General features: G+C 51.2%; 20 protein-coding genes and 2 pseudogenes. 5 read left to right on the top strand and 17 right to left on the bottom strand.

Annotated elements, in window-relative coordinates; genetic code table 11:
- Nucleotides 1-42 precede the first annotated feature (42 nt).
- Together C1192_RS20595 and C1192_RS20590 are read right to left on the bottom strand one after the other, a co-directional pair.
- Nucleotides 43-801 carry a nucleoside/nucleotide kinase family protein gene (locus tag C1192_RS20595; RefSeq protein WP_000339328.1) on the bottom strand — a complete coding sequence of 253 codons (759 nt, stop codon included), beginning with the start codon at nt 799-801 and terminating at the stop codon, nt 43-45.
- Nucleotides 802-832: 31 nt separating this feature from the next.
- A complete protein-coding gene (locus C1192_RS20590; RefSeq protein WP_072274938.1) occupies nt 833-1546 on the bottom strand; it encodes a dTMP kinase in 714 nt (237 codons plus the stop codon).
- Nucleotides 1547-1719: 173 nt separating this feature from the next.
- Between C1192_RS20590 and C1192_RS20585 the strand changes: the two genes are divergently transcribed.
- Entirely contained in the window at nt 1720-2412 is a 693-nt protein-coding gene (locus C1192_RS20585; RefSeq protein WP_001517097.1) for a dTMP kinase, read from the top strand.
- 48 nt (nt 2413-2460) lie between these two features.
- Here the strand turns inward: C1192_RS20585 and pitB are convergent.
- A pseudogene (gene pitB / locus C1192_RS20575) lies at nt 2461-3960 on the bottom strand (inorganic phosphate transporter PitB).
- A gap of 301 nt (nt 3961-4261) precedes the next feature.
- On the bottom strand, nt 4262-6121 hold the full coding sequence (gene gss / locus C1192_RS20565) for a bifunctional glutathionylspermidine amidase/synthase (RefSeq protein WP_001517098.1): 1860 nt from the start codon (nt 6119-6121) through the stop codon (nt 4262-4264).
- 204 nt (nt 6122-6325) lie between these two features.
- On the opposite strand from gss, the gene yghU reads away from it, so the two are divergent.
- Nucleotides 6326-7192 carry a glutathione-dependent disulfide-bond oxidoreductase gene (yghU, locus tag C1192_RS20560; RefSeq protein WP_038354413.1) on the top strand — a complete coding sequence of 289 codons (867 nt, stop codon included), beginning with the start codon at nt 6326-6328 and terminating at the stop codon, nt 7190-7192.
- Nucleotides 7193-7349: 157 nt separating this feature from the next.
- Here the strand turns inward: yghU and hybG are convergent, their stop codons facing one another.
- From hybG to yghX, 10 genes are all read right to left on the bottom strand, one after another.
- Nucleotides 7350-7598: a hydrogenase maturation factor HybG gene (gene hybG / locus C1192_RS20555; RefSeq protein WP_000334894.1), complete on the bottom strand. Its 249-nt coding sequence runs from the start codon at nt 7596-7598 to the stop codon at nt 7350-7352.
- A gap of 12 nt (nt 7599-7610) precedes the next feature.
- Complete coding sequence (gene hypA, locus C1192_RS20550) at nt 7611-7952, bottom strand: hydrogenase maturation nickel metallochaperone HypA (protein ID WP_000544957.1); 342 nt, start codon at nt 7950-7952, stop codon at nt 7611-7613.
- Nucleotides 7945-8433, bottom strand: a complete 489-nt coding sequence (gene hybE / locus C1192_RS20545; protein WP_000134011.1) for a hydrogenase-2 assembly chaperone — start codon at nt 8431-8433, stop codon at nt 7945-7947. Before hybE ends, hypA begins: the two co-directional genes overlap by 8 nt.
- Nucleotides 8426-8920 carry a HyaD/HybD family hydrogenase maturation endopeptidase gene (locus tag C1192_RS20540; protein ID WP_038354412.1) on the bottom strand — a complete coding sequence of 165 codons (495 nt, stop codon included), beginning with the start codon at nt 8918-8920 and terminating at the stop codon, nt 8426-8428. Before C1192_RS20540 ends, hybE begins: the two co-directional genes overlap by 8 nt.
- Entirely contained in the window at nt 8920-10623 is a 1704-nt protein-coding gene (gene hybC / locus C1192_RS20535; protein WP_000083056.1) for a hydrogenase 2 large subunit, read from the bottom strand. The genes C1192_RS20540 and hybC overlap by 1 nt, the downstream gene beginning before the upstream one ends.
- Complete coding sequence (gene hybB / locus C1192_RS20530) at nt 10620-11798, bottom strand: Ni/Fe-hydrogenase cytochrome b subunit (RefSeq protein WP_016249212.1); 1179 nt, start codon at nt 11796-11798, stop codon at nt 10620-10622. Before hybB ends, hybC begins: the two co-directional genes overlap by 4 nt.
- Entirely contained in the window at nt 11788-12774 is a 987-nt protein-coding gene (gene hybA / locus C1192_RS20525) for a hydrogenase 2 operon protein HybA (protein ID WP_001081870.1), read from the bottom strand. Before hybA ends, hybB begins: the two co-directional genes overlap by 11 nt.
- A 2-nt stretch (nt 12775-12776) precedes the next feature.
- On the bottom strand, nt 12777-13895 hold the full coding sequence (gene hybO, locus C1192_RS20520) for a hydrogenase 2 small subunit (RefSeq protein ID WP_000145417.1): 1119 nt from the start codon (nt 13893-13895) through the stop codon (nt 12777-12779).
- A 189-nt stretch (nt 13896-14084) separates the two neighbouring features.
- A complete protein-coding gene (gene yghW / locus C1192_RS20510) occupies nt 14085-14372 on the bottom strand; it encodes a DUF2623 family protein YghW (RefSeq protein WP_001059136.1) in 288 nt (95 codons plus the stop codon).
- Nucleotides 14373-14491: 119 nt separating this feature from the next.
- On the bottom strand, nt 14492-15379 hold the full coding sequence (gene yghX, locus C1192_RS20505) for a YghX family hydrolase (protein ID WP_038354411.1): 888 nt from the start codon (nt 15377-15379) through the stop codon (nt 14492-14494).
- A gap of 156 nt (nt 15380-15535) precedes the next feature.
- Between yghX and gpr the strand changes: the two genes are divergently transcribed.
- Nucleotides 15536-16576 (top strand): L-glyceraldehyde 3-phosphate reductase, encoded by a 1041-nt coding sequence (gpr, locus tag C1192_RS20500; protein WP_000262134.1) that lies wholly within the window; start codon nt 15536-15538, stop codon nt 16574-16576.
- Nucleotides 16577-16615: 39 nt separating this feature from the next.
- Here the strand turns inward: gpr and C1192_RS20495 are convergent, their stop codons facing one another.
- A complete protein-coding gene (locus C1192_RS20495; RefSeq protein WP_001517102.1) occupies nt 16616-17110 on the bottom strand; it encodes a TIGR00645 family protein in 495 nt (164 codons plus the stop codon).
- 126 nt (nt 17111-17236) lie between these two features.
- Here C1192_RS20495 and C1192_RS20490 point away from each other — a divergent pair.
- Nucleotides 17237-17413 (top strand): annotated as a pseudogene (locus tag C1192_RS20490) (SDR family oxidoreductase); the annotation flags it as partial.
- A 326-nt stretch (nt 17414-17739) separates the two neighbouring features.
- Here the strand turns inward: C1192_RS20490 and exbD are convergent.
- A complete protein-coding gene (gene exbD / locus C1192_RS20485) occupies nt 17740-18165 on the bottom strand; it encodes a TonB system transport protein ExbD (RefSeq protein ID WP_001240714.1) in 426 nt (141 codons plus the stop codon).
- 6 nt (nt 18166-18171) lie between these two features.
- Nucleotides 18172-18906: a tol-pal system-associated acyl-CoA thioesterase gene (exbB, locus tag C1192_RS20480; protein WP_000527841.1), complete on the bottom strand. Its 735-nt coding sequence runs from the start codon at nt 18904-18906 to the stop codon at nt 18172-18174.
- 251 nt (nt 18907-19157) lie between these two features.
- Here exbB and metC point away from each other — a divergent pair, with 251 nt between their 5' ends.
- Nucleotides 19158-20345 carry a cystathionine beta-lyase gene (gene metC, locus C1192_RS20470; RefSeq protein WP_038354410.1) on the top strand — a complete coding sequence of 396 codons (1188 nt, stop codon included), beginning with the start codon at nt 19158-19160 and terminating at the stop codon, nt 20343-20345.
- Nucleotides 20346-20399 lie beyond the last annotated feature (54 nt).

The raw sequence follows: 20399 nt of genomic DNA, 5'->3' as shown, positions 1-20399 counted from the left end.
AGCCAGACCTTATCGTTGAAAATGAAAAACAGCCCGCCAGCCTTAAGTTAAACGTCGGCGGTCAGAAACGATGGCAACCAGAGAAACCGCTTTCTGTGCCTGTTCCAGCACTTCGCTGTAGGGCGCTCTGGAATCAATCTCAAGAATTTTTGTGCCGTTATAGCCAATCTTCGACATGACACCGATTTTGTCCTGCAACTCGGCATAGTCATGGTCAGGCTTGCGGGAGATAGCAGTATCAATATCAATACCCAGACGAATGATTAATTCCGGGCGATATTGCGCCATTTGTTGGTATAACTGCCGCTCACGCTGCGCCAGGAACATGTTGATTTTCCCGGCCGCACGTTCGACGCCAATCCCAGGACCGTCATAATAGAAACCGGAAATTTCAGCCTGCGGAAAGCGATCGCTGACCACCAGAACACCACTTTGCGCCAGTCGCTGAACTTTGCGCAGATTTGCCATTCTTCGCAGCGAAAAGCCGTACATAATCGCCGCCGCCCAAAGCGCCGGAGATTGGGTTTTCATACTTTGGGTTTTGGAGGATTTTGCCGCCAGTCTCCGCTCCAGCCAGACACCAACAAACGGTAAGCGTTTAATTTTGTCGCCGTCTTCGCCCGAGAGCAGCCCCAGATAGCGGCGCTCGGTTTGCCAGTGCTGTTGCAGTGATTTCACCAGATCGGTGGTCAGCGTGGATTTCCCCGTGCCATCACACCCGACCACCGCAATCAGCCCTGGAATGTAGTTGGGCTGCGGCGCAGTTGTACTATTAGCAGTTTGCGTGTGTAGTGCATCCATTCGTTAAATCATCCCTTATCCATTTTGGTGATCAGGAAAGCGCGGCGTGAATTGAGCGTAGTGACACTTGCAGGACTTCATCGGCGGGTTGCCGCCCATCCAGTTCAAGGATCTTTGCGCCATTGAACGTCAGTTGTGGCGTGACGGCGATTTTTTCCTGTAACGCCGCCAGTTGATGGTCGGGCTTACGCGAAAACGCCGTCTGTTCATCAATAGCAAGACGAATCAATAACACAGGTAAATAAGACGCCATCCACTGGTATAGTTTCAGTTCGCGCTGCCTTAACATTTTTATCCAGCCGTTACCGCCAGTAGTTTTTGCCAGTTGCGGGCCATCAAAGCGAAAACCCGGCACTTCAACCTGCGGGTAGCGATCTGTAATGAGCAGATAGCCTTGCTGGCTTTTGCGCAACATTTTGCGAAACTTGTACGCCCGCCAGCAAGAAAGCAAATAAATAACCAGCGCGGTAATATTACCGGGCGGCGTTGAAGGCTTTTCATGCACATGTGCCGCTTTGCCTCGCAAATAACGGCCAAAAGGTGCACCAATAATGGGGAGCTGTGAAATCCACTCACCAATTCGCCCGGACGATTGCCCGAGATAAATGTGTTCTGTTGGCATTTTTGCTGCCAGTTCATTCACCAGGCTTGCCGTGAGGGTCGATTTACCCGAACCATCACATCCCACAATGGCAATAACGCGCACTGGCGTGGAATTAATTATTGACATATTACGTTGATTCACGAAAAACCCGGCAGCAAATAATGTATTGAATATTACGTGGTCCGTGCTCAGAATATCCGTTCAACCTTATTGTGACAATGGTTAATTGTGGTATTACCCTGAATTACGCTTTCATAAAAACATATTAACCAAATAAATATTTTGGGTGGATATTTAAATTTAAGGATATATTCATGCAATCAATAACCTCTCCGTTAATTGCCGTTATCGGCAGTGATGGTTCAGGCAAGTCAACGGTGTGTGAACATCTCATTACCGTTGTCGAAAAATATGGTGCCGCAGAAAGAGTTCATCTCGGGAAACAAGCAGGGAATGTGGGGCGAGCAGTAGTCAAATTGCCCTTAATGGGGAAATCACTTAATAAATCTATTGAACGCAATAAAGTGAAAACGGCGAAAAAATTACCGGGTCCCGTTCCGGCGCTGGTAATTACAGCATTTGTCGCCCGTCGCTTACTACGCTTTCGCCATATGCTTGCCTGTCGTCGTCGCGGGTTAATTGTTTTAACCGACCGTTATCCGCAAGACCAAATTCCTGGCGCTTACGATGGTACGGTGTTCCCGCCTAACGTTGAAGGCGGTCGTTTTGTCTCATGGCTGGCAAGTCAGGAACGTAAGGCGTTTCACTGGATGGCTAGCCATAAGCCTGATCTGGTCATCAAACTCAATGTCGATCTGGACGTTGCCTGCGCGCGTAAACCCGACCACAAAAGGGAATCGCTGGAAAGGAAGATAGCCATAACGCCGCAGTTAACCTTTGGCGGTGCACAACTGGTTGATATCGATGCCAATCAGCCGCTGGAGCAGGTGCTGATTGATGCGGAAAAAGCGATTAGGGATTTTATGACGGCACGAGGTTATCACTAGTCAGAAGTGATAATGCCCGATCGCAGGGAGCGGGCATTATCAGGAAGGTTAAATAAGCTGCAATGCTATCCAGTACAGACTACCAGACAGAAAAATTGCCGCCGGTAAGGTAAACACCCATGCCATCAGGATACTGGTTACCGTTTTACGCTGTAACCCACCGCCATCCACTACCATCGTCCCCGCCACCGCAGAAGAGAGTACGTGCGTTGTGGAAACAGGCATACCGATGTAACTGGCAAGACCGATAGACACTGCCGCCGTCATTTGCGCCGCCATGCCTTACGCATACGTCATGCCACGCTTACCAATTTTCTCACCGATGGTCATCGCCACACGACGCCAGCCAATCATGGTGCCGATACCGAGCGCCAGTGCTACCGCCATGATAATCCACACCGGAGCGTACTCAATAGTGCTTAACATATCGCTGCGCAGTTTTTTCAGCAGGTTCTGGTCTTCTTTGCTAACGCCTGGCAGTTTCGCCAGTTTCGCGGAAGTATCAGAGATGCAAAGCATAATGCGCCGCAACTGACTGCGTTGACTTACGTTTAACGGCTCGTAGCTTTCCATATTGCCCGGCAGCATCGTTTTGACACGAGCAATCGCATCAAAAGTATTTGCTGGATGACAGTGGAACTCCGTCGCTTGCGTGCCTTCAGTTGATGCCGCAGGCAACGGGGGTTCCATCGCAATCAATTTCTGCGGCAGTTCCGGATGCTGTTGCAGATAGTGTTCGAAGTTGGTCACTGCATCGCGAGTACGGGTAATTTCATAGCCGGAAGCATTCATATTGACGACAAACCCGGCGGGCGCAATCCCCACCAGAACCAGCATCACCAGGCCGATCCCTTTCTGTCCGTCGTTCGCGCCGTGCGAAAACGCTACGCCCGCAGCGGAAACAATCAGTGCAATGCGCGTCCAGAATGGCGGCTTACGTTTACCTTTTTTCTTTTTGCGATCTTCAGGAATGCGGTGAATACGGTCACGCTTTTTCGTTCCGCTCCAGAAACGGCGCAGCAGGAAAATCAACCCTCCCGCAATGACAAGACCGACGATAGGGGAGACAATCAGCGAGGAGAAAATCTTGGTCACTTCACGCAGGTTTAACGCATCCATCACCGATGAGCCGGTTAACAGCGCGTTGGTTAAACCAATGCCGATAATAGCGCCAATCAAGGTGTGCGAACTGGAGGCCGGTAAACCAAAGAACCATGTTCCCAGATTCCAGATAATCGCCGCCAGCAGCATGGAAAAGACCATCGCCAGACCATGAGTTGACCCCATATTCAGCAACAAATCGGTTGGCAACATATGGACGATGGCATAGGCGACGCTAAGTCCGCCAAGCAATACACCAAAAAAGTTAAAAAATGCTGCCATCACCACAGCAAGTTGTGGCTGCATGGCACGGGTATAAATAACGGTTGCGACCGCATTCGCTGTGTCATGAAAACCATTAATTGCTTCATAGAACAACACAAACGCCAGAGCAAGTAATAACAAAAGCCCCGTATATACATCAAGGCCAACAAATAAATTTAGCATATATTAGATTACGCCATTTTGAATTTACGAACGAACGCATTATCAGTGACTTTAATGGCATGGGCAAAGTGAAATATCGCTTTTTAGTGATAAAAACAATGTTATTTCTTTAGGATCAGGGAATAAGTCACCATTCAGAAATCACGGAAAGAATTCATGACAAAGAATTTCAACCCCTAATATATTTATATTATGAATTTATTAATCTAAATAAATCCACCCGATAAATGTTTTGATTATTACACAAACAATTTTCCGCACTGGTTATTTCCATAATCAGTGCGGTTTATGGCAAAGTTTATTACTCTTTCACCACAATTAACGGTTCAATATCACTCTCTTTCTTGATGACCAGTGATTCATCTCCGCGCAAGCAAGTCCCACCGTAGTTACCGCCAACAGTGAAGGTACATACCTGAATGTATTTACCGTCCACTTTTGGCAGACACCACAACTGCTGGTAAATGTTTTTCTGCTCGGCAAATTTACCGCTGGTTTTGTCCAACACCTCTTCATGATGGCTGACGAGGTCGATATTGCTGCCACAGCGACCGGCAATCGGCTTCACGGCGTAACCGGTTTTCACCAGCTCATCATTAACGGTGAAATCGGTATCCAGCAGGTAGCGATGGTGCGGGAACAACGACCAGAGGATCGGCAGAATCGCTTTGTTGCCAGGGATCACCGTCCACAGCGGCTCAAAGACCAGTACTTCCGGACGCAGCAGAACGTCTATCAGGCGCACTTCATTTTGCGGATGGCCGGTACGGATCGGCACCGCAGCAAACTCACGGTCGCTGACTTCGCGAATCTGATCAAACGCGGTTTCCCATGCCCATGTTTTCCACACGCAGTTAACCAGTCTCCCTTCCCCATCAATCAGTTGCCCGGCAGCATCCCAGCGCAGCTCGTCTAACCCGCGCAAGATACGCGTTTCAAAGCCCGCCTGTTGCAGCGCCTGCTCCATAAACTGCGCGTGATAGTTCTCCTCGATATCTTTGTCCTGCATGATATGGACAAACGGACGTGCACGACTGTGTTTCCAGGCACCAGCCAGTTCGTTAATCAGCCCTTCAGCCGGATTGAAGCCGTTGCCTTTATAGCCTTGCTCCGCCCAACGTTCGAGGATCAAGCCCGCTTCAGTATGACAGGAGGCAGAATCGGCGTTATATTCATAGACTTTCAAGCCGCGCTCATCCATGCAGAAATCCATACGACCGGTGATCATATGGTGACGGCGACGCTGCCAGGAGAGACGCAAACGCGGCCAGAGGATTTTCGGAATGTCGAACAGCGCCAGCAGATTGTCATCTTTCAGCACCTTGTCGGTGGCGTGGAGATACATCAGGTGCAGCTCGTTGGTGGCTTTAATCAGCTCCTGCTCGGCACTCTCGGTAATGGTGTAATAATGATACGGATCCTGATTGATCACTTGACCGTTCGCCTGCACGTAGGCGTTTTGTAGCGGATCTTTTTCATCCAGCCATTTGCCGTCAAACTGGCCTTTGTTTTCCAGCCGCGCCCCGCTGATTTTCAACAAATCACCTGCAATTTCCGGCTGCGGTAAACTGTGTTCGGTATCTTCTGTCTGGATCATCCAGCCCAGGATGGTGGTGTCATCGAAGGTGTCTTTCAGGGTATAGCAGCCGTTTTCGACCACCATTTCCAGCTCACGCGTCCACTGTTGCCCTTGCGGCAATGGAGAATGAATCACGTTCTGTTCCGCAATACGGACTTTATTGCCGCGTAATTGGGTAATGATGGCGACATGGCCGGTGTCTTTAAATTCACCGCCCTTATCCCAAATAAGAAGCGCTCCTGCGACCGGTGCACGCGGCGAGCCGTTAGGAAATGCCTGCAATGGCAGGATGTTGTCGTTAACCACTTCACGCAGGAAGCGCAATGAGAAAATCTCCCACGCCATGCCCACATCGGTGAAGACCACACCGTAATTCAAAAAGAGAAAACGGCGAGCAAATTCAACACATTGCCATTTGTGGCCCATATATTCATCGTCGATATAGCTACGGAATACGGCGTCATCTTCGTATTCCTGCGGATCGAGAGAACTGTAATCTGAAGAGTAGATTGCTACACCACCGGGGGCGTAGCCCAATAATGTCCCGAACGGGGCATCCTGGCTGGTCGTTCCTTTGCTCATCACTTTACCTTTAACAATACAACCTAAGCAGTTGGCGTAATTGTTGTGCTCTGATTACCTGCTCAGCGACATTAACCGGACAGAGGTCTGACTTATCATACACCTCAACGCAGCGGCTGGTGCAAAGGGTTAAAAAATTCACAATCTGTACAGCAAGCGAGCTGCTACACTGCTTCAACACTACCACTCAGAAGGCAATTCAGTATGACAGACAATATTTATCAGCCCGCGAAAGTCTGGACGTGGGATAAATCTGCTGGCGGCGCGTTCGCCAATATCAATCGCCCGGTTTCTGGTCCGACGCATGAAAAAACGCTGCCTGTTGGCAAGCACCCGTTGCAACTTTATTCGCTGGGTACGCCAAACGGTCAGAAAGTAACGATTATGCTCGAAGAGCTGCTGGCGCTGGGCGTCACCGGCGCAGAGTACGATGCCTGGCTGATTCGCATTGGCGATGGCGATCAATTCTCCAGCGGTTTTGTCGAAGTGAACCCGAACTCGAAAATCCCGGCACTGCGCGATCATACGCATAATCCGCCGATCCGCGTGTTTGAGTCAGGTTCGATTCTGCTTTATCTGGCGGAGAAATTTGGCTACTTCCTGCCGCAGGATCTGGCGAAGCGCACTGAAACGTTGAACTGGCTGTTCTGGTTACAGGGTGCTGCGCCGTTCCTCGGTGGTGGTTTTGGTCACTTTTACCATTACGCGCCGGTGAAAATTGAGTACGCCATTAACCGCTTTACTATGGAAGCCAAGCGTCTGCTCGACGTGCTGGATAAGCAACTGGCGCAGCATAAGTTTGTGGCGGGCGATGAGTACACCATTGCTGATATGGCAATCTGGCCGTGGTTTGGCAACGTGGTGTTAGGCGGCGTGTATGATGCCGCAGAGTTTCTTGATGCGGGTAGTTATAAACACGTGCAACGCTGGGCGAAAGAAGTGGGTGAACGTCCGGCGGTGAAGCGTGGGCGTATTGTTAACCGCACCAACGGACCGCTGAATGAGCAGTTGCATGAGCGCCATGACGCCAGTGATTTCGAGACAAATACAGAAGATAAGCGTCAGGGGTAATGGTTAGCGTTCGTCGCAGCAAGCCCTCCAGACCGATGTAGGCCGGATAAGGCGTTCACGCCGCATCCGGCAATCAGGCAATCAGGCAATCAGGCACAATGCCTGATGCGACGCTCGCGCGTCTTATCAGGCCTACGAAAGCATCCGACTTTAATTATCACGCGCTGGTAATGTCGTAATCCATATTGCGCAGCGCGTCTAATGTGGCTTTGGCTTCATCTTCATCAATGATGCTCATGGCAAACCCGACGTGCACCAGCACCCACTGGCCCAGCAAATCAGCCGGATTGCCTTCGCAAATCAGGGCGATATTCACGTCGCGCTTGATGCCACAAACTTCAACCTGCGCAAGTTGGTGAATATCTTCACCGACGGCCAGCACCTGGCCAGGAACGCCAATACACATTGTTAACTCCGGTTATTCAACTTCAATACTTTTGACGATCAGCGAATCGCCGGTATCGACACGCAACCGCTCGCCATGACAGAGCGGACACTGCGCATCGTGCTGATGAATCTCCACTACCTGGCTGCAATCCCAGCACCAGGCCTGGGCGGGTTTATAGACGATATGTAAATCGCACCCTTGCGCCACCGTTCCCTGGCAGACAATTTCAAAACTAAAACGAACCGCGCTCTCCTCAACGCAGGAGAGCGCGCCAATTTCCAGCCACACGGCGGTGACGCGCTTAACATCGTGCTGCTCCGCCTGCCGTTGGATAATTTCAACGGCGCTCTGGCAAAGCGACAACTCATGCATTTTCATCACTCCTGCGGCCAAACAGCAGGGCGCGACGCCCTGCGTGTGGCACATCCGGATTCGTGACTGGCAGCGAAAGAATCATTCGCGCGCAGTCATCCGTCAGGCGTTTGCCCTCTTCAATCGACATGCTGTGCGAAAGCGGCGACATCAGCGAGCAAGAGAGGTATTGCGAAACACCGTCCAGTTCGCCAACGGTAAAGGTCATAGTGCCATAAGGCAGTTGCAGACCGATCTTCTCACTCACTTTGCGCAGCGGCCAGAGTTGATCCGGGCCGGGGAAGATCACTGCACTCAGCATCCACGGGGTGATCACACACCCCGTCCACTGACCTTCGAACAGCGTAAAATCGGAAACATACACCGGCATGGAAGGATGCAGAAACGAGAGGTCGTGCATCGAACGCCGGGCAATTTCTTCAAACGCTGCCTGTACTTGCGCCTTTGGGGAGGTCTGGAAACCAGCAATCTCCTCAGTCATGTGCTGCCTCCCGCGGGATGGCTTCCACGCCTGATTCGCGCAGCGCAGCCAGAACCTGCTCAAGCGCAGGTTCAATCATTGCTTCGACCGTCGGCGTTAAACCGATGTGCGGCTCCAGCGATTCCGGGATCACGCCGACCAGAGTCAGCTTTTTCGGAAACTCGCCGGTGAAGCGCAGGGCCGACAATACGTCGGCCAGGCCAAGCTGATGCGGAGAGATTTTGTTGGTAAACAACGCCGGAACTTCTTCGTCCCGCAGGATCATCATCGTTCCCGGCGCGTTCTTTTTCGACACAATGGCATCGGCAATGATCAGATGATCGCGATTTGCCATGTCGCCAAGCAGTTCCATTCCCGCCGTGCCGCCATCGAGGATCTCAACATAATCCGGCAGAATGCATCGTTGCTCTAACGCTTCAACAATCCGCACGCCGATGGCTTCATCGGTCAGCAAAATATTGCCGACCCCTAAGACTAAAATACGCATTACAGAACCTTCACTGAAACCACTTCGTTGCCGTCGGCATCCACTACGTGAACCGCACAGGCCATGCACGGGTCGAAGGAGTGAATGGTACGCACCACTTCCAGCGGTTTATTCGGATCGGCAATCGGTGTACCCACCAGCGACTGTTCATACGGACCGACGTCATCATTGAAGTTACGCGGGCCAGAGTTCCAGGTGGATGGAACGACCGCCTGGTAGTTGCTGATGATGCCGTCTTTAATCACCATCCAATGGGAGAGCATACCGCGCGGCGCTTCGAGGAAGCCAACGCCTTTGAACTCGCCCGTTGCTGGAATGTTCGGCTTCACGAACGTGGTGTGGTCGCCTTTGCCGATATTAGTGATCAGTGCACTGTATTGATTTTGCAGGATATCCTGCAATTCGCAGCAGTGAACGGTACGACCAATAATACGCCCCAGCGTGGAGTGCAGTTGCGCCACTTCCAGCGTGTTGCCCGTCAGTTTCTGATAAATCGCAACGATTTCATTCAGTTTGTTCTGGGTAGACTCGCGTCCTGCCGCCAGTTTCACCAGCATGTTTGCCAGCGGACCCACTTCTACCGTTTTGCCGTAGAAAGTCGGTGATTTCACCCAGGAGTATTTACCGTCGTCAGACCAACCGTCGTAAGCCGGAATGGTTGTGCCTTCCCACGGTGCCTGCGGTGCTTCGTCTTTATACCAGGAGTGTTTCGCGCTTTCCTGAATCCCTTTGATCAGGTATTCATCGGAATGGGAAGTAATCGGACGATACGAGGACAAATCCGCGTTTTCGATATATCCGCCAGGGAACAGGAAGCTACCGTTTTTGCTGTCGGTCGGGAATTCCGGCACACTCAGGTAGTTCACCGCACCTTTACCGCGCTCCAGCCATTCCGGATAAAACGCCGCGATAACGGCAGTATCAACCTTATAAACCTGCTCAACAAAGTCGCTCAGCTTGTCGATGAAGGACTTGATGTACATCAGGCGCTCAAGGTTCAGTACGCCCAGACCGTCGAGGTTGATCGGGTTAGCGACCCCACCTACCGCCAGGTTCTGAATGTGCGGCGTTTTACCGCCCAGCAGCGCCACCACTCGGTTTGCGTCACGCTGGCACTCCAGCGCCTGTAAGTAGTGCGCTACCGCAATCAGGTTCACTTCCGGCGGCAGTTTCATCGCCGGGTGCCCCCAGTAGCCATTGGCGAAAATACCCAACTGACCGCTGGCAACCAGATCTTTGATCTTGTTCTGAACTTTGGTGAACTCTTCCGGGCTGTTCAGGTGCCAGGTCGAAACACCTTTCAACATTTCAGAAGCTTTAGTCGGATCAGCTTGCAGTGCAGAAGTGATGTCCACCCAGTCCAGCGCAGAGAGCTGATAGAAATGGACGATATGGTCATGCGTGGTATGCGCAGCCAGAATAATGTTACGGATGTATTGCGCGTTAACCGGAACGTCAATGTTCAGCGCACTCTCTGCCGCACGAACAGAAGAGAGCGCGTGAGTGGTGGTACATACGCCACAGATACGTTGCACAATCATCCAGGCATCGCGCGGATCGCGGTTTTTCACGATCTCTTCCATGCCGCGCCACATGGTTCCGGAAGCCCATGCTTTCGAAACGACGCCATTTTCGATTTCGCAATCGATGCGTAAATGCCCTTCAATACGGGTTACCGGATCAATAGTAATTCTCTGGCTCATGCTTTGCTCGCCTCATGACGATTATGATCGTTTTGTTTTAAAGGAGGAAGTATCGGCAGTAGACGAATGAGTACGATGTAAGCGCAAATCTCAATAGCCACAAAACCAATAGAAATCAACAGTTCTTCCCACGTCGGGAAGTAGGCGTAACCGCCGCCAGGGTTGAATGCCACCAGCGAATAGGTCAGACGCCAGGTTGCACAACCTAACAGTGCGCTCAGTGCCGACAGGAACAGCATACGTGAATCATTACGCAGCTTCGCCACACGCAGAACGACCAGCGGGAAGAGCATCAGCAGGACTTCAATCCAGAATATGACGGAGTAGAAGTCACCGGCAAACGCTAACGACAGCTTGTCGCGATAGATTAACTCGCCAAAGCGCAGCACGATGAAAATCGCCAGCAGCACGCTGATGGTGTTGGTCAACTTGACGAACAGGCTCTTCTCATCCGGCCCGTTGCCACGCAGACCCGCCTGCACCAACGAACCTTCAAAGATGACTATCGAGAAGCCCATGATGAACGCCGTCAGCAGCGAGAACAGCGGCAACATTTCATAGCTCTGCCACAGCGGATGCACTTTGTAGCCCGCCGAGATCATCAGTGATCCCATGGAAGACTGGTGCATAGTCGGCAGCAGCGCGCCAAGCGCGATGATAAAGAACATCACCTTGTTCAAACGCTTGAGCGATACCTTCCAGCCCAGACGTTCAAACAATGCAGGAGCAAACTCCAGAGCCATCACACCGATGTAGATGGTCATACAAACCGCCGTCTCGAACAGTACCGAGTTCACGTTGAAGTGACCCGGAATATAGAAGTACGGCAGGTTCCAGTAACGACCGACGTCGATGGTAATCGACAAGCCACCCAGTGAGTAACCGAACAAACTTGCCAACAGCGCCGGACGCACCAGCGGATGGTATTGTCCACGGTTAAAGACGTATACCGCCCACGCCAGCGCCCAGCCGCCACAGGCGAAACCGGTGCCGATCAGCAGGTCAAACGCAATCCACACGCCCCATGGGAAGCCGCCATTCAGGTCGGAGACAGAGCCCAGACCGAACACCAGACGCTTCACAATCAGGAGCATACAAATGACGATTAACGGTCCAAAAATCATGACCGGTTTACTGATGATTTTGCCGCCCAGCGGTTGTGGATCATGACTCATGATCGTCTCCTCCGTCGTGATGGTCGTTTTTGGTGTTGCGACGAACCAGCACGGTTAAGCCCGCCAGCACAGCCAGTGGTAGCATCATGCCTTTATACAGGGTGTGTTGAATATTTTCGGAACGCGCGCCGGTAGAAAGATCGTCCAGTTTCGGCAAGTCGAGATTTTCATAAGGAACCCCCGTCAGTACCAGAACCTGAGTACCGCCGCCCTCTTTCTCGCCGTACAGATGCGGATAATATTTCGGCACTGTGTGCAGGTAAGTGTCGCCAGATTTCAACGTTTGACGCGGATAGTGGTATTCGCTGCCAGGCTTCAGCGCCAGGCGTTTTTTCGCCTCAGCCATCAGCTCTTCACGCGTACCAAAAATCACCGCGCCCGCCGGACACACTTCTACGCAGCCAGGTAGACCGCCTTTATCGAGACGCTCCACACCTTTCTGGTTACACAGCTCACACTTATGCAGCGCACCAAACGGGTTGTTGTAGTCGTACTTCGGCACATTGTACGGGCAGGCGACCATGCAGTAACGGCAGCCGGTGCACACGTCTTTGTCGTAATGGACAATGCCGGTTTTCGGATCTTTTTTCAGCGCAGAAACCGGGCACACGGAGACACAGTTCGGATCGACGCAGTGCATACACTGCTTCTTAATGTACGCATAGCCATTCTCTTCCTGGTCTTTGTTGACGCCAGTGCCGCTGGTCCACACCTGGATGATGTTATTGGTATACGGCGACAGTTTGTCGTTGTTCGACCACGTCTGTTCCCCTTGCGGGTTACGTTCCGGGAAGTTGATATCCTGACACTTAGTCACACAAGCCTGGCAGCCTACGCACAAGGTCGAGTCATACAACATTCCCAGCGATCCCGGAATTGGCGGGCGGTTTTCAGCAGCCGCATGGCTGACAGACGGCAATGCGCCCGTCAGCAATGCCCCGCAGGAGGCTGCTTTAATAAAATTACGTCTGTTCACGGTTATTCTCCCCGTGAGTCAGCGTTATCTTTCTTTTGCTGACGACCCAGTTCACGCACCGCCATCACGCTGACACCGGCAACCAGCCCAACCACACCGCCAAGCAAACCGATAGCGCCCGCAGAAACGTTGCCGCCCTCTTTAGCGTTAACGTCCGGTTTCTGTGAACGCGGCGTCTGGTTTTCGACGTTGGCAAGCTGATGGATGCCTTTATGGAAGCCGATACCTTCTTCGTTACAGCCGTAGCACGGGTGACCAATCGCCACCGGCCATACACCGCCAACGTCGCAGAATTGCAGTGTGGAGCAGTTACCGTAAGTTTCCGGCCCTTTACAGCCGAGGTGGTACAGGCACCAGCCTTCGCGATGGCCATCATCACCAAACTCTTTGGCGAAACGACCAGCATCGAAGTGCGGGCGACGTTCGCAATGTTCGTGAATCAGACGCCCATAGGCGAAGGTCGGACGGTTTTTGTTATCCAGCTTCGGCGGTTTACCGTAAGTGATGATGTGCGCAACGGTCGCAAGGAAGTTGTGCGGGTTCGGCGGGCAGCCTGGAATGTTGATAACGGTTTTGCCCGGCAGAACTTCTTGCAGGCTGACCGCACCGGTTGGGTTAACCCCAGCAGCGGCGACACCGCCCCACGCGGAGCAGGAACCGATAGCGATAATTGCGGCAGCACCTTCTGCCGCTTTGCGGATGTGATCCACAATCGGCTCACCGGCGACCATGCAGTAAATACCGTTATCTTTTAATGGGATGGAACCATCCACAACCAACACATACTGCCCTTTGTATTTCTCGAGCGCGTTATGTTTGTTCTCTTCAACCTGATGGCCGAAAGCGGCGGAGAGCACTTCGTGATATTCCAGAGAGATAGTCTCCAGCACGAGGTTTTCTACCGTTGGATGCGTTGCACGAAGCAGAGATTCCGTACAACCAGTACATTCCTGCGCGCCAATCCAGATAACCGGCGGGCGCTGCGGGTTAGTGACCGATTCGGCCATCTCTGCGGCGGCTTTGCTACTCAACCCCATGGTGGCGGCTAATGCTGCACAAAGCTTCATGAAATCACGGCGATTAATGCCGTGAGAATGGATGAGGGTGTTATCTCCAGTCATTTATAGTTATTCCGTTGCGAAGACCTGGCATATATTTTGCCTCAACCGCAAAATCGATAATGCGATCGATGCGCCATTTACCACACATTTATTATGGTTATCATTGTCATGATACTGCGGCGGGGCGCTAAAACGAAGGGGAAGGAGCATTAGTGTAATTAATTAAAGCAAGATAATACGTATGTTTGATCAATTTTCGAGGCGATAGCCAGCCATAAAAAAGCGCAAAGTAGAACAGGAATTATTCTCACGAAAGAAATCCATTACCATCTCTTTATCCAGCCCATAACGCCGCGTCAGAATGCCTGCTTCCCAGGCGCTAAGCTGACGATCGCCGGTCTTTTCATACATCCGGTGCGAGTAGCCTAATACAAAACCGCGTTTATAATCGGCGCAGAATTTCGTCACATTAACCGCACTGTCGGCATGTGTTGCTTTTAATCCCGCCATTAAGCCTTTACCAAAATGGTTATTCATAATTTATCTCCAATCGATATATATGAATTTATATAGCGATATTTTAGGCAAAGTACGACTTTTACGCACGCTATTTTTTCCTGTATGTGAAAGACGTTATCCAGTAAGAGATAAACGCATCAAGAGAGATATTTGTCGAACCATTTCAGCGTTCTTTGCCAGGCAAGATCGGCGGCAGATTTGTCATAACGGGGAGTGGAATCATTATGGAATCCGTGATTAACCCCCGGATAAATATACGCCTCATAGACCTTATTATTCGCTTTCAACGCTGCCTCATAAGCGGGCCAGCCTTCGTTAATTCGCGTGTCCAGTTCGGCGTAGTGGAGCAGTAAAGGCGCTTCAATTTTCGCCACATCGGCGGCCAGAGCCTGGCGACCATAAAACGGCACCGCGCAGGCCAGTTCCGGATATGCCACCGCTGCCGCGTTCGATACCCCACCGCCATAGCAAAATCCGGTTATACCTACCTTGCCAGTGGCTTGCGGATAGCGTTGCATAAACTCAATCGCGGCAAAGAAGTCATTCATCAGTTTGGTTGGATCGACCTGCTGTTGCAGCTCGCGGCCTTTGTCATCGTTCCCGGGATAGCCGCCAACGGAACTTAAACCGTCAGGAGCGAGGGCAATATATCCGGCCTTCGCCACTCGCCGCGCCACATCTTCGATATACGGATTCAGCCCGCGATTCTCATGCACCACCACTACGGCTGGCGTTTTGCTGTTCATCTTCGCAGGTTTCACCAGATAGCCGCGCACCTCACCATGACCATTTGGCGAAGGATACGTGATGTACTCCGCAACAATATTCGGATCGGTAAACTCCACCTGGGTCGCCCATGCGTAATTTGGCCTGAGCAAATCAAACAATGCTAATGCCGTCATCCCGCCCACTGCATACTTCGCCGCAATATTGAGGAACTCACGTTTCGATATTTTCCCGTGAGCGTAATAGTCGTAGTAGTCCAGCAACTCTTGTGGGAAATCTTTAGCGGTCAGACGCGGCATCGTTTCACTCCTCAACTGGTGTTTTTTTAAGCAAAGCATAAGCACGTGTTTTTGCCCAGTTTTTCGTCACACTGTGAGCGATGCTACGGGATCTCCCCTGGCAAATCGCTAGACTAGAAACATCGTTTCGAAATTGAACAGTGGAAAGGAGATGTCATGGTCTGGTTAGCGAATCCCGAGCGTTACGAGCAGATGCAGTACCGCTATTGCGGAAAAAGCGGTTTACGCCTGCCCGCGTTATCGCTCGGTTTGTGGCACAATTTTGGTCACGTCAACGCGCTGGAGTCACAGCGTGCGATCCTGCGTAAAGCCTTTGATTTGGGCATTACGCACTTTGATTTAGCCAACAACTACGGCCCGCCTCCTGGCAGTGCGGAAGAGAACTTTGGCCGTCTGCTGCGGGAAGATTTTGCCGCTTATCGTGACGAGTTAATCATCTCCACCAAAGCTGGCTACGATATGTGGCCCGGCCCGTATGGCTCTGGCGGGTCGCGTAAATACCTGCTCGCCAGCCTCGACCAAAGCCTGAAACGTATGGGGCTGGAGTATGTCGATATCTTTTACTCTCATCGCGTCGATGAAAATACGCCGATGGAAGAAACCGCGTCAGCGCTGGCCCATGCGGTGCAAAGTGGTAAGGCTCTGTATGTCGGGATATCGTCTTACTCGCCAGAGCGAACGCAAAAAATGGTCGAGTTGCTACACGAGTGGAAAATTCCGCTGCTAATTCACCAACCTTCGTACAATTTACTGAACCGCTGGGTGGATAAAAGCGGTCTGCTGGATACCCTGGAAAATAACGGTGTGGGCTGCATTGCCTTCACTCCGCTCGCCCAGGGATTGTTAACCGGAAAATATCTCAACGGTATTCCTGAAGATTCTCGGATGCATCGTGAAGGGCACAAAGTTCGCGGCCTGACGCCGAAAATGCTTACCAACGCCAACCTCAACAGTCTGCGTTTATTAAATGAAATGGCACAGCAGCGTGGTCAATCTATGGCTCAAATGGCATTAAGCTGGTTGCTGAAAGATGATCGAGTGACGTCGGTATTGATTGGTGCCAGCCGTCCGGAGCAACTGGAGGAGAACGTACAGGCGCTAAATAATCTGCTGTTTAGTGCCGAAGAACTGGCGCAGATTGACCAACATATCGCTGATGGCGAGCTAAATCTGTGGCAGGCGTCTTCCGATAAATAACGTGTTAATACCGGGCGCGAGAACCGCGCCCGAATAAGATCAGTGATTATGACGGGTGAGTCGGTCAAGATAGCCCATCACAAATGCAGAGAGCACAAACGTCAGATGGATAATGACGTACCACATCAGTTTGTTATCCGGGACATTTTTCGCATCCATAAAGACGCGCAGTAAGTGAATGGAAGAGATTGCCACAATCGACGCCGCCACTTTATTTTTCAGCGACGTAGCATCCATTTTCCCCAGCCAGTTCAGCTTCTCTTTGTTCTCGGAGATATCTAACTGCGAGACAAAATTCTCATAACCGGAAAACATTACCATCACCAGCAAACCGCCAACCAGCGTCATATCTACCAGCGACAGTAACACGAGGATCAAATCAGATTCCGCTATCGAGAAGATATTCGGCAATACGTGAATAATCTCCTGAAAGAACTTCAGCGCCAGGGCAACCAGCGCCAGCGAAAGGCCAAAGTACACGGGGGCAAGCAGCCAGCGAGAAGCATACATTGCATTTTCAAGAAAACGTTCCATACATTCCTGTCGTGTAGTTAAAACGGGCAACAGTATATCGTAATTGAGTAAACAGCACGCAACAGCCAATCAACATATACGTTAATCCTTTGTCGCATAAATCCGACGTTTAGGGATCTTCCTGGTTACCTTATTAACCAGGAAGCGATTCCATTGTTGCCGAAAGGCTCCGGTATCATAACCACTTCGTCAATCCAGGCGTATCAGCCAAGCCCACACTTGCTGGATTATGCTGCAACGAAAACGGCGATTCTTAACTACAGCCGTGGTCTGGCGAAACAGGTCGCGGAGAAAGGGATACGTCACTGCGGAAGTGCACGGCGTGTGCGGCGGTGAGCATTTAGGCTGAAAAAATGCCCGGTTGTGAGAAGCGACCGGGCATCATTGTGCTTTTAACTCTTGCCTGATGCGGCGAAAACACCTCATCAGGCCTGCAAACTCATGAAAATTCAAAACGTTGCAATAGATTTTGTAGGCCGGATAAGACGCGCCAGCGTCGCATCAGGCATTGAGCACCGAATGTCGGATGCGGCATGAACGCCTTATCCGGCCTACAAATTCATGCAAATTCAATATATTGCGATAGAGTCTGTAGGCCTGATAAGCGCAGCGCATCAGGCAATTCTGCGTTACTTCGCTTTGGCAGTTTCTTCGCCAACCAGACCTATCTTCAGGTAACCCGCCTGATGCAGCGTATCCATTACCTTCATCAACGTCTCGTAATCGACGGTTTTGTCCGCGCGGAAGAAGATGGTGGTATCTTTCTTACCTTCGGTTAACGCATTCAGTGCCGTAACCATCGTTTCATCGGTGACAGGATCGTTACCGATGAACATCGAGTTATCCGCCTTCACCGACAGATAAACCGGTTTTTCCGGGCGCGGCTGCGGCGTGCTGGTAGAAGCAGGCAAGTTCACCTTCACATCTACCGTCGCTAACGGTGCCGCCACCATAAAGATAATCAGCAGAACCAACATCACGTCGATAAACGGCGTCACGTTGATGTCGTGCATTTCGCCGTTATCGTCGAGGTTTTCGTTAAGATGCATTGCCATCGGACATTATCCTGCGCGTAATTTTTGTGCGACACGAACCGGATGCGCAGCGGCGCTGGCTTCCAGATCCAGATCACGGCTTTGCAGCAACAGCACCTGCGCTGCGACATCACCCAGCATCGCTTTAAAGCCGCCAATCTGACGTGCGAATACGTTATAGATAACAACCGCCGGAATTGCTGCCACCAGACCGATTGCCGTTGCCAGCAGCGCTTCTGCGATGCCCGGTGCAACAACTGCCAGGTTGGTAGTCTGCGTTTGCGCAATACCGATAAAGCTGTTCATGATGCCCCAGACTGTACCAAACAGCCCCACAAACGGCGAAATCGCGCCGATGGTTGCAAGGTAGCCGTTACCGCGCCCCATTTGACGCCCCACTGCGGCGACCCGACGTTCAAGGCGGAAACTGGTGCGCTCTTTAATACCGTCGTTATCGTCGCTGCCTTCTGACAGTTCCAGCTCGTTCTGCGCTTCATTGAGCAAATGCAGACTTAAGCTTTTGCTACCAAAATCAGCGGCGATATCGTTGGCCTGGTTTAAGGAGCGAGCTTCAGCCAGCAGTTGCTGTTCACGCTTCAGGCGACGCTTCTGGTTGAAGAACTCAACGCTCTTGCTGAAGAAGATTGCCCAGGTGACTACGGAGGCCAGAATCAGCCCAATCATCACGCACTTAACGACAATATCGGCGTGCTGATACATACCCCAGACGGAAAGATCCGTCTGCATTAAATTATTACCCACTGTGTATCTCCAGGACGCAAGTCACAAAATCTGCGCACAATAATATCAAAACGACGTCGAATTGATAGTCGTTCTCATTACTATTTGCATACTGCCGTACCTTTGCTTTCTTTTCTTTGCGTTTACGCAGTAAAAAAGCCACCAGCACAACATTTGCGAAAATTTTCTGCTTTATGCCAATTCTTCAGGATGCGCCCACTATTATTCATGCTAGTTTAGACATCCAGACGTATAAAAACAGGAATCCCGACATGGCAGACAAACAACTTGATACTCAACTGGTCAATGCAGGACGCAGCAAAAAATATACCCTTGGCGCGGTAAATAGCGTGATTCAGCGCGCCTCTTCGCTGGTCTTTGATAGTGTGGAAGCAAAAAAACACGCGACGCGTAATCGTGCCAATGGTGAATTATTCTATGGCCGCCGCGGAACGTTAACGCACTTCTCATTGCAAGAAGCGATGTGTGAACTGGAAGGTGGCGCAGGCTGCGTGCTGTTTCCTTGCGGGGCGGCAGCCGTTGCCAATTCCATTCTCGCGTTTGTCGAACAAGGCGATCATGTGTTGATGACCAACACAGCCTACGAACCGAGTCAGGATTTTTGTAGCAAAATCCTCAGCAAATTGGGCGTAACGACATCGTGGTTTGATCCGCTGATTGGCGCGAATATCGTTAAACATCTGCAGCCAAATACCAAAGTGGTGTTTCTGGAATCGCCAGGTTCCATCACTATGGAAGTGCATGATGTTCCGGCGATTGTCGCCGCCGTGCGCAGCGTGGTGCCGGACGCCATCATTATGATTGATAACACCTGGGCTGCCGGAGTGCTGTTCAAAGCCCTTGATTTTGGTATCGATATTTCCATTCAGGCCGCCACCAAATATCTTGTGGGTCACTCAGATGCGATGATCGGCACCGCGGTGTGCAATGCCCGTTGTTGGGAGCAACTGCGGGAGAACTCTTATCTGATGGGGCAGATGGTCGATGCCGATACCGCCTATATGACCAGCCGTGGCTTGCGCACTTTAGGTGTGCGTCTGCGCCAGCATCATGAAAGCAGTCTGAAAGTTGCGGAATGGCTGGCAGCGCATCCGCTGGTTGAGCGGGTTAACCACCCTGCTCTGCCGGAAAGTAAAGGCCATGAGTTCTGGAAACGAGACTTTACAGGTAGCAGCGGACTATTTTCCTTTGTGCTGAAGAAAAAACTCAACGACGAAGAACTGGCGAACTATCTGGATAACTTCAGTTTATTTAGCATGGCCTACTCGTGGGGCGGCTATGAATCGTTGATCCTTGCGAATCAGCCGGAACATATCGCAGCCATCCGCCCACAAGGAAAGATTGATTTCAGCGGCACGTTGATTCGCCTGCATATTGGTCTGGAAAACGTCGACGATCTGATTGCCGATCTGGACGCGGGCTTTGCACGAATTGTGTAACATTGCCAAATTTGGACAATTTTGCAGACATTTAATTGTGATTAGTCTTAAATT

Source organism: Escherichia marmotae (genome assembly GCF_002900365.1).
Taxonomy (GTDB): domain Bacteria; phylum Pseudomonadota; class Gammaproteobacteria; order Enterobacterales; family Enterobacteriaceae; genus Escherichia; species Escherichia marmotae.
The sequence above is the reverse complement of the archived record's forward strand: the minus strand, read 5'-3'. Positions and strand labels throughout refer to the sequence as shown.

Coding starts and splice junctions, on each gene's coding strand:
- hypA (WP_000544957.1), bottom strand. CDS start 7,952: ATGCATGAGTTGTCGCTTTGCCAGAGCGCCGTTGAAATTATCCAACGG.
- gss (WP_001517098.1), bottom strand. CDS start 6,121: ATGAGCAAAGGAACGACCAGCCAGGATGCCCCGTTCGGGACATTATTG.
- hybG (WP_000334894.1), bottom strand. CDS start 7,598: ATGTGTATTGGCGTTCCTGGCCAGGTGCTGGCCGTCGGTGAAGATATT.
- C1192_RS20585 (WP_001517097.1), top strand. CDS start 1,720: ATGCAATCAATAACCTCTCCGTTAATTGCCGTTATCGGCAGTGATGGT.
- yghX (WP_038354411.1), bottom strand. CDS start 15,379: ATGCCGCGTCTGACCGCTAAAGATTTCCCACAAGAGTTGCTGGACTAC.
- hybE (WP_000134011.1), bottom strand. CDS start 8,433: ATGACTGAGGAGATTGCTGGTTTCCAGACCTCCCCAAAGGCGCAAGTA.
- C1192_RS20540 (WP_038354412.1), bottom strand. CDS start 8,920: ATGCGTATTTTAGTCTTAGGGGTCGGCAATATTTTGCTGACCGATGAA.
- exbD (WP_001240714.1), bottom strand. CDS start 18,165: ATGGCAATGCATCTTAACGAAAACCTCGACGATAACGGCGAAATGCAC.
- gpr (WP_000262134.1), top strand. CDS start 15,536: ATGGTCTGGTTAGCGAATCCCGAGCGTTACGAGCAGATGCAGTACCGC.
- yghW (WP_001059136.1), bottom strand. CDS start 14,372: ATGAATAACCATTTTGGTAAAGGCTTAATGGCGGGATTAAAAGCAACA.
- yghU (WP_038354413.1), top strand. CDS start 6,326: ATGACAGACAATATTTATCAGCCCGCGAAAGTCTGGACGTGGGATAAA.
- C1192_RS20595 (WP_000339328.1), bottom strand. CDS start 801: ATGGATGCACTACACACGCAAACTGCTAATAGTACAACTGCGCCGCAG.
- hybO (WP_000145417.1), bottom strand. CDS start 13,895: ATGACTGGAGATAACACCCTCATCCATTCTCACGGCATTAATCGCCGT.
- hybB (WP_016249212.1), bottom strand. CDS start 11,798: ATGAGTCATGATCCACAACCGCTGGGCGGCAAAATCATCAGTAAACCG.
- C1192_RS20495 (WP_001517102.1), bottom strand. CDS start 17,110: ATGGAACGTTTTCTTGAAAATGCAATGTATGCTTCTCGCTGGCTGCTT.
- metC (WP_038354410.1), top strand. CDS start 19,158: ATGGCAGACAAACAACTTGATACTCAACTGGTCAATGCAGGACGCAGC.
- hybC (WP_000083056.1), bottom strand. CDS start 10,623: ATGAGCCAGAGAATTACTATTGATCCGGTAACCCGTATTGAAGGGCAT.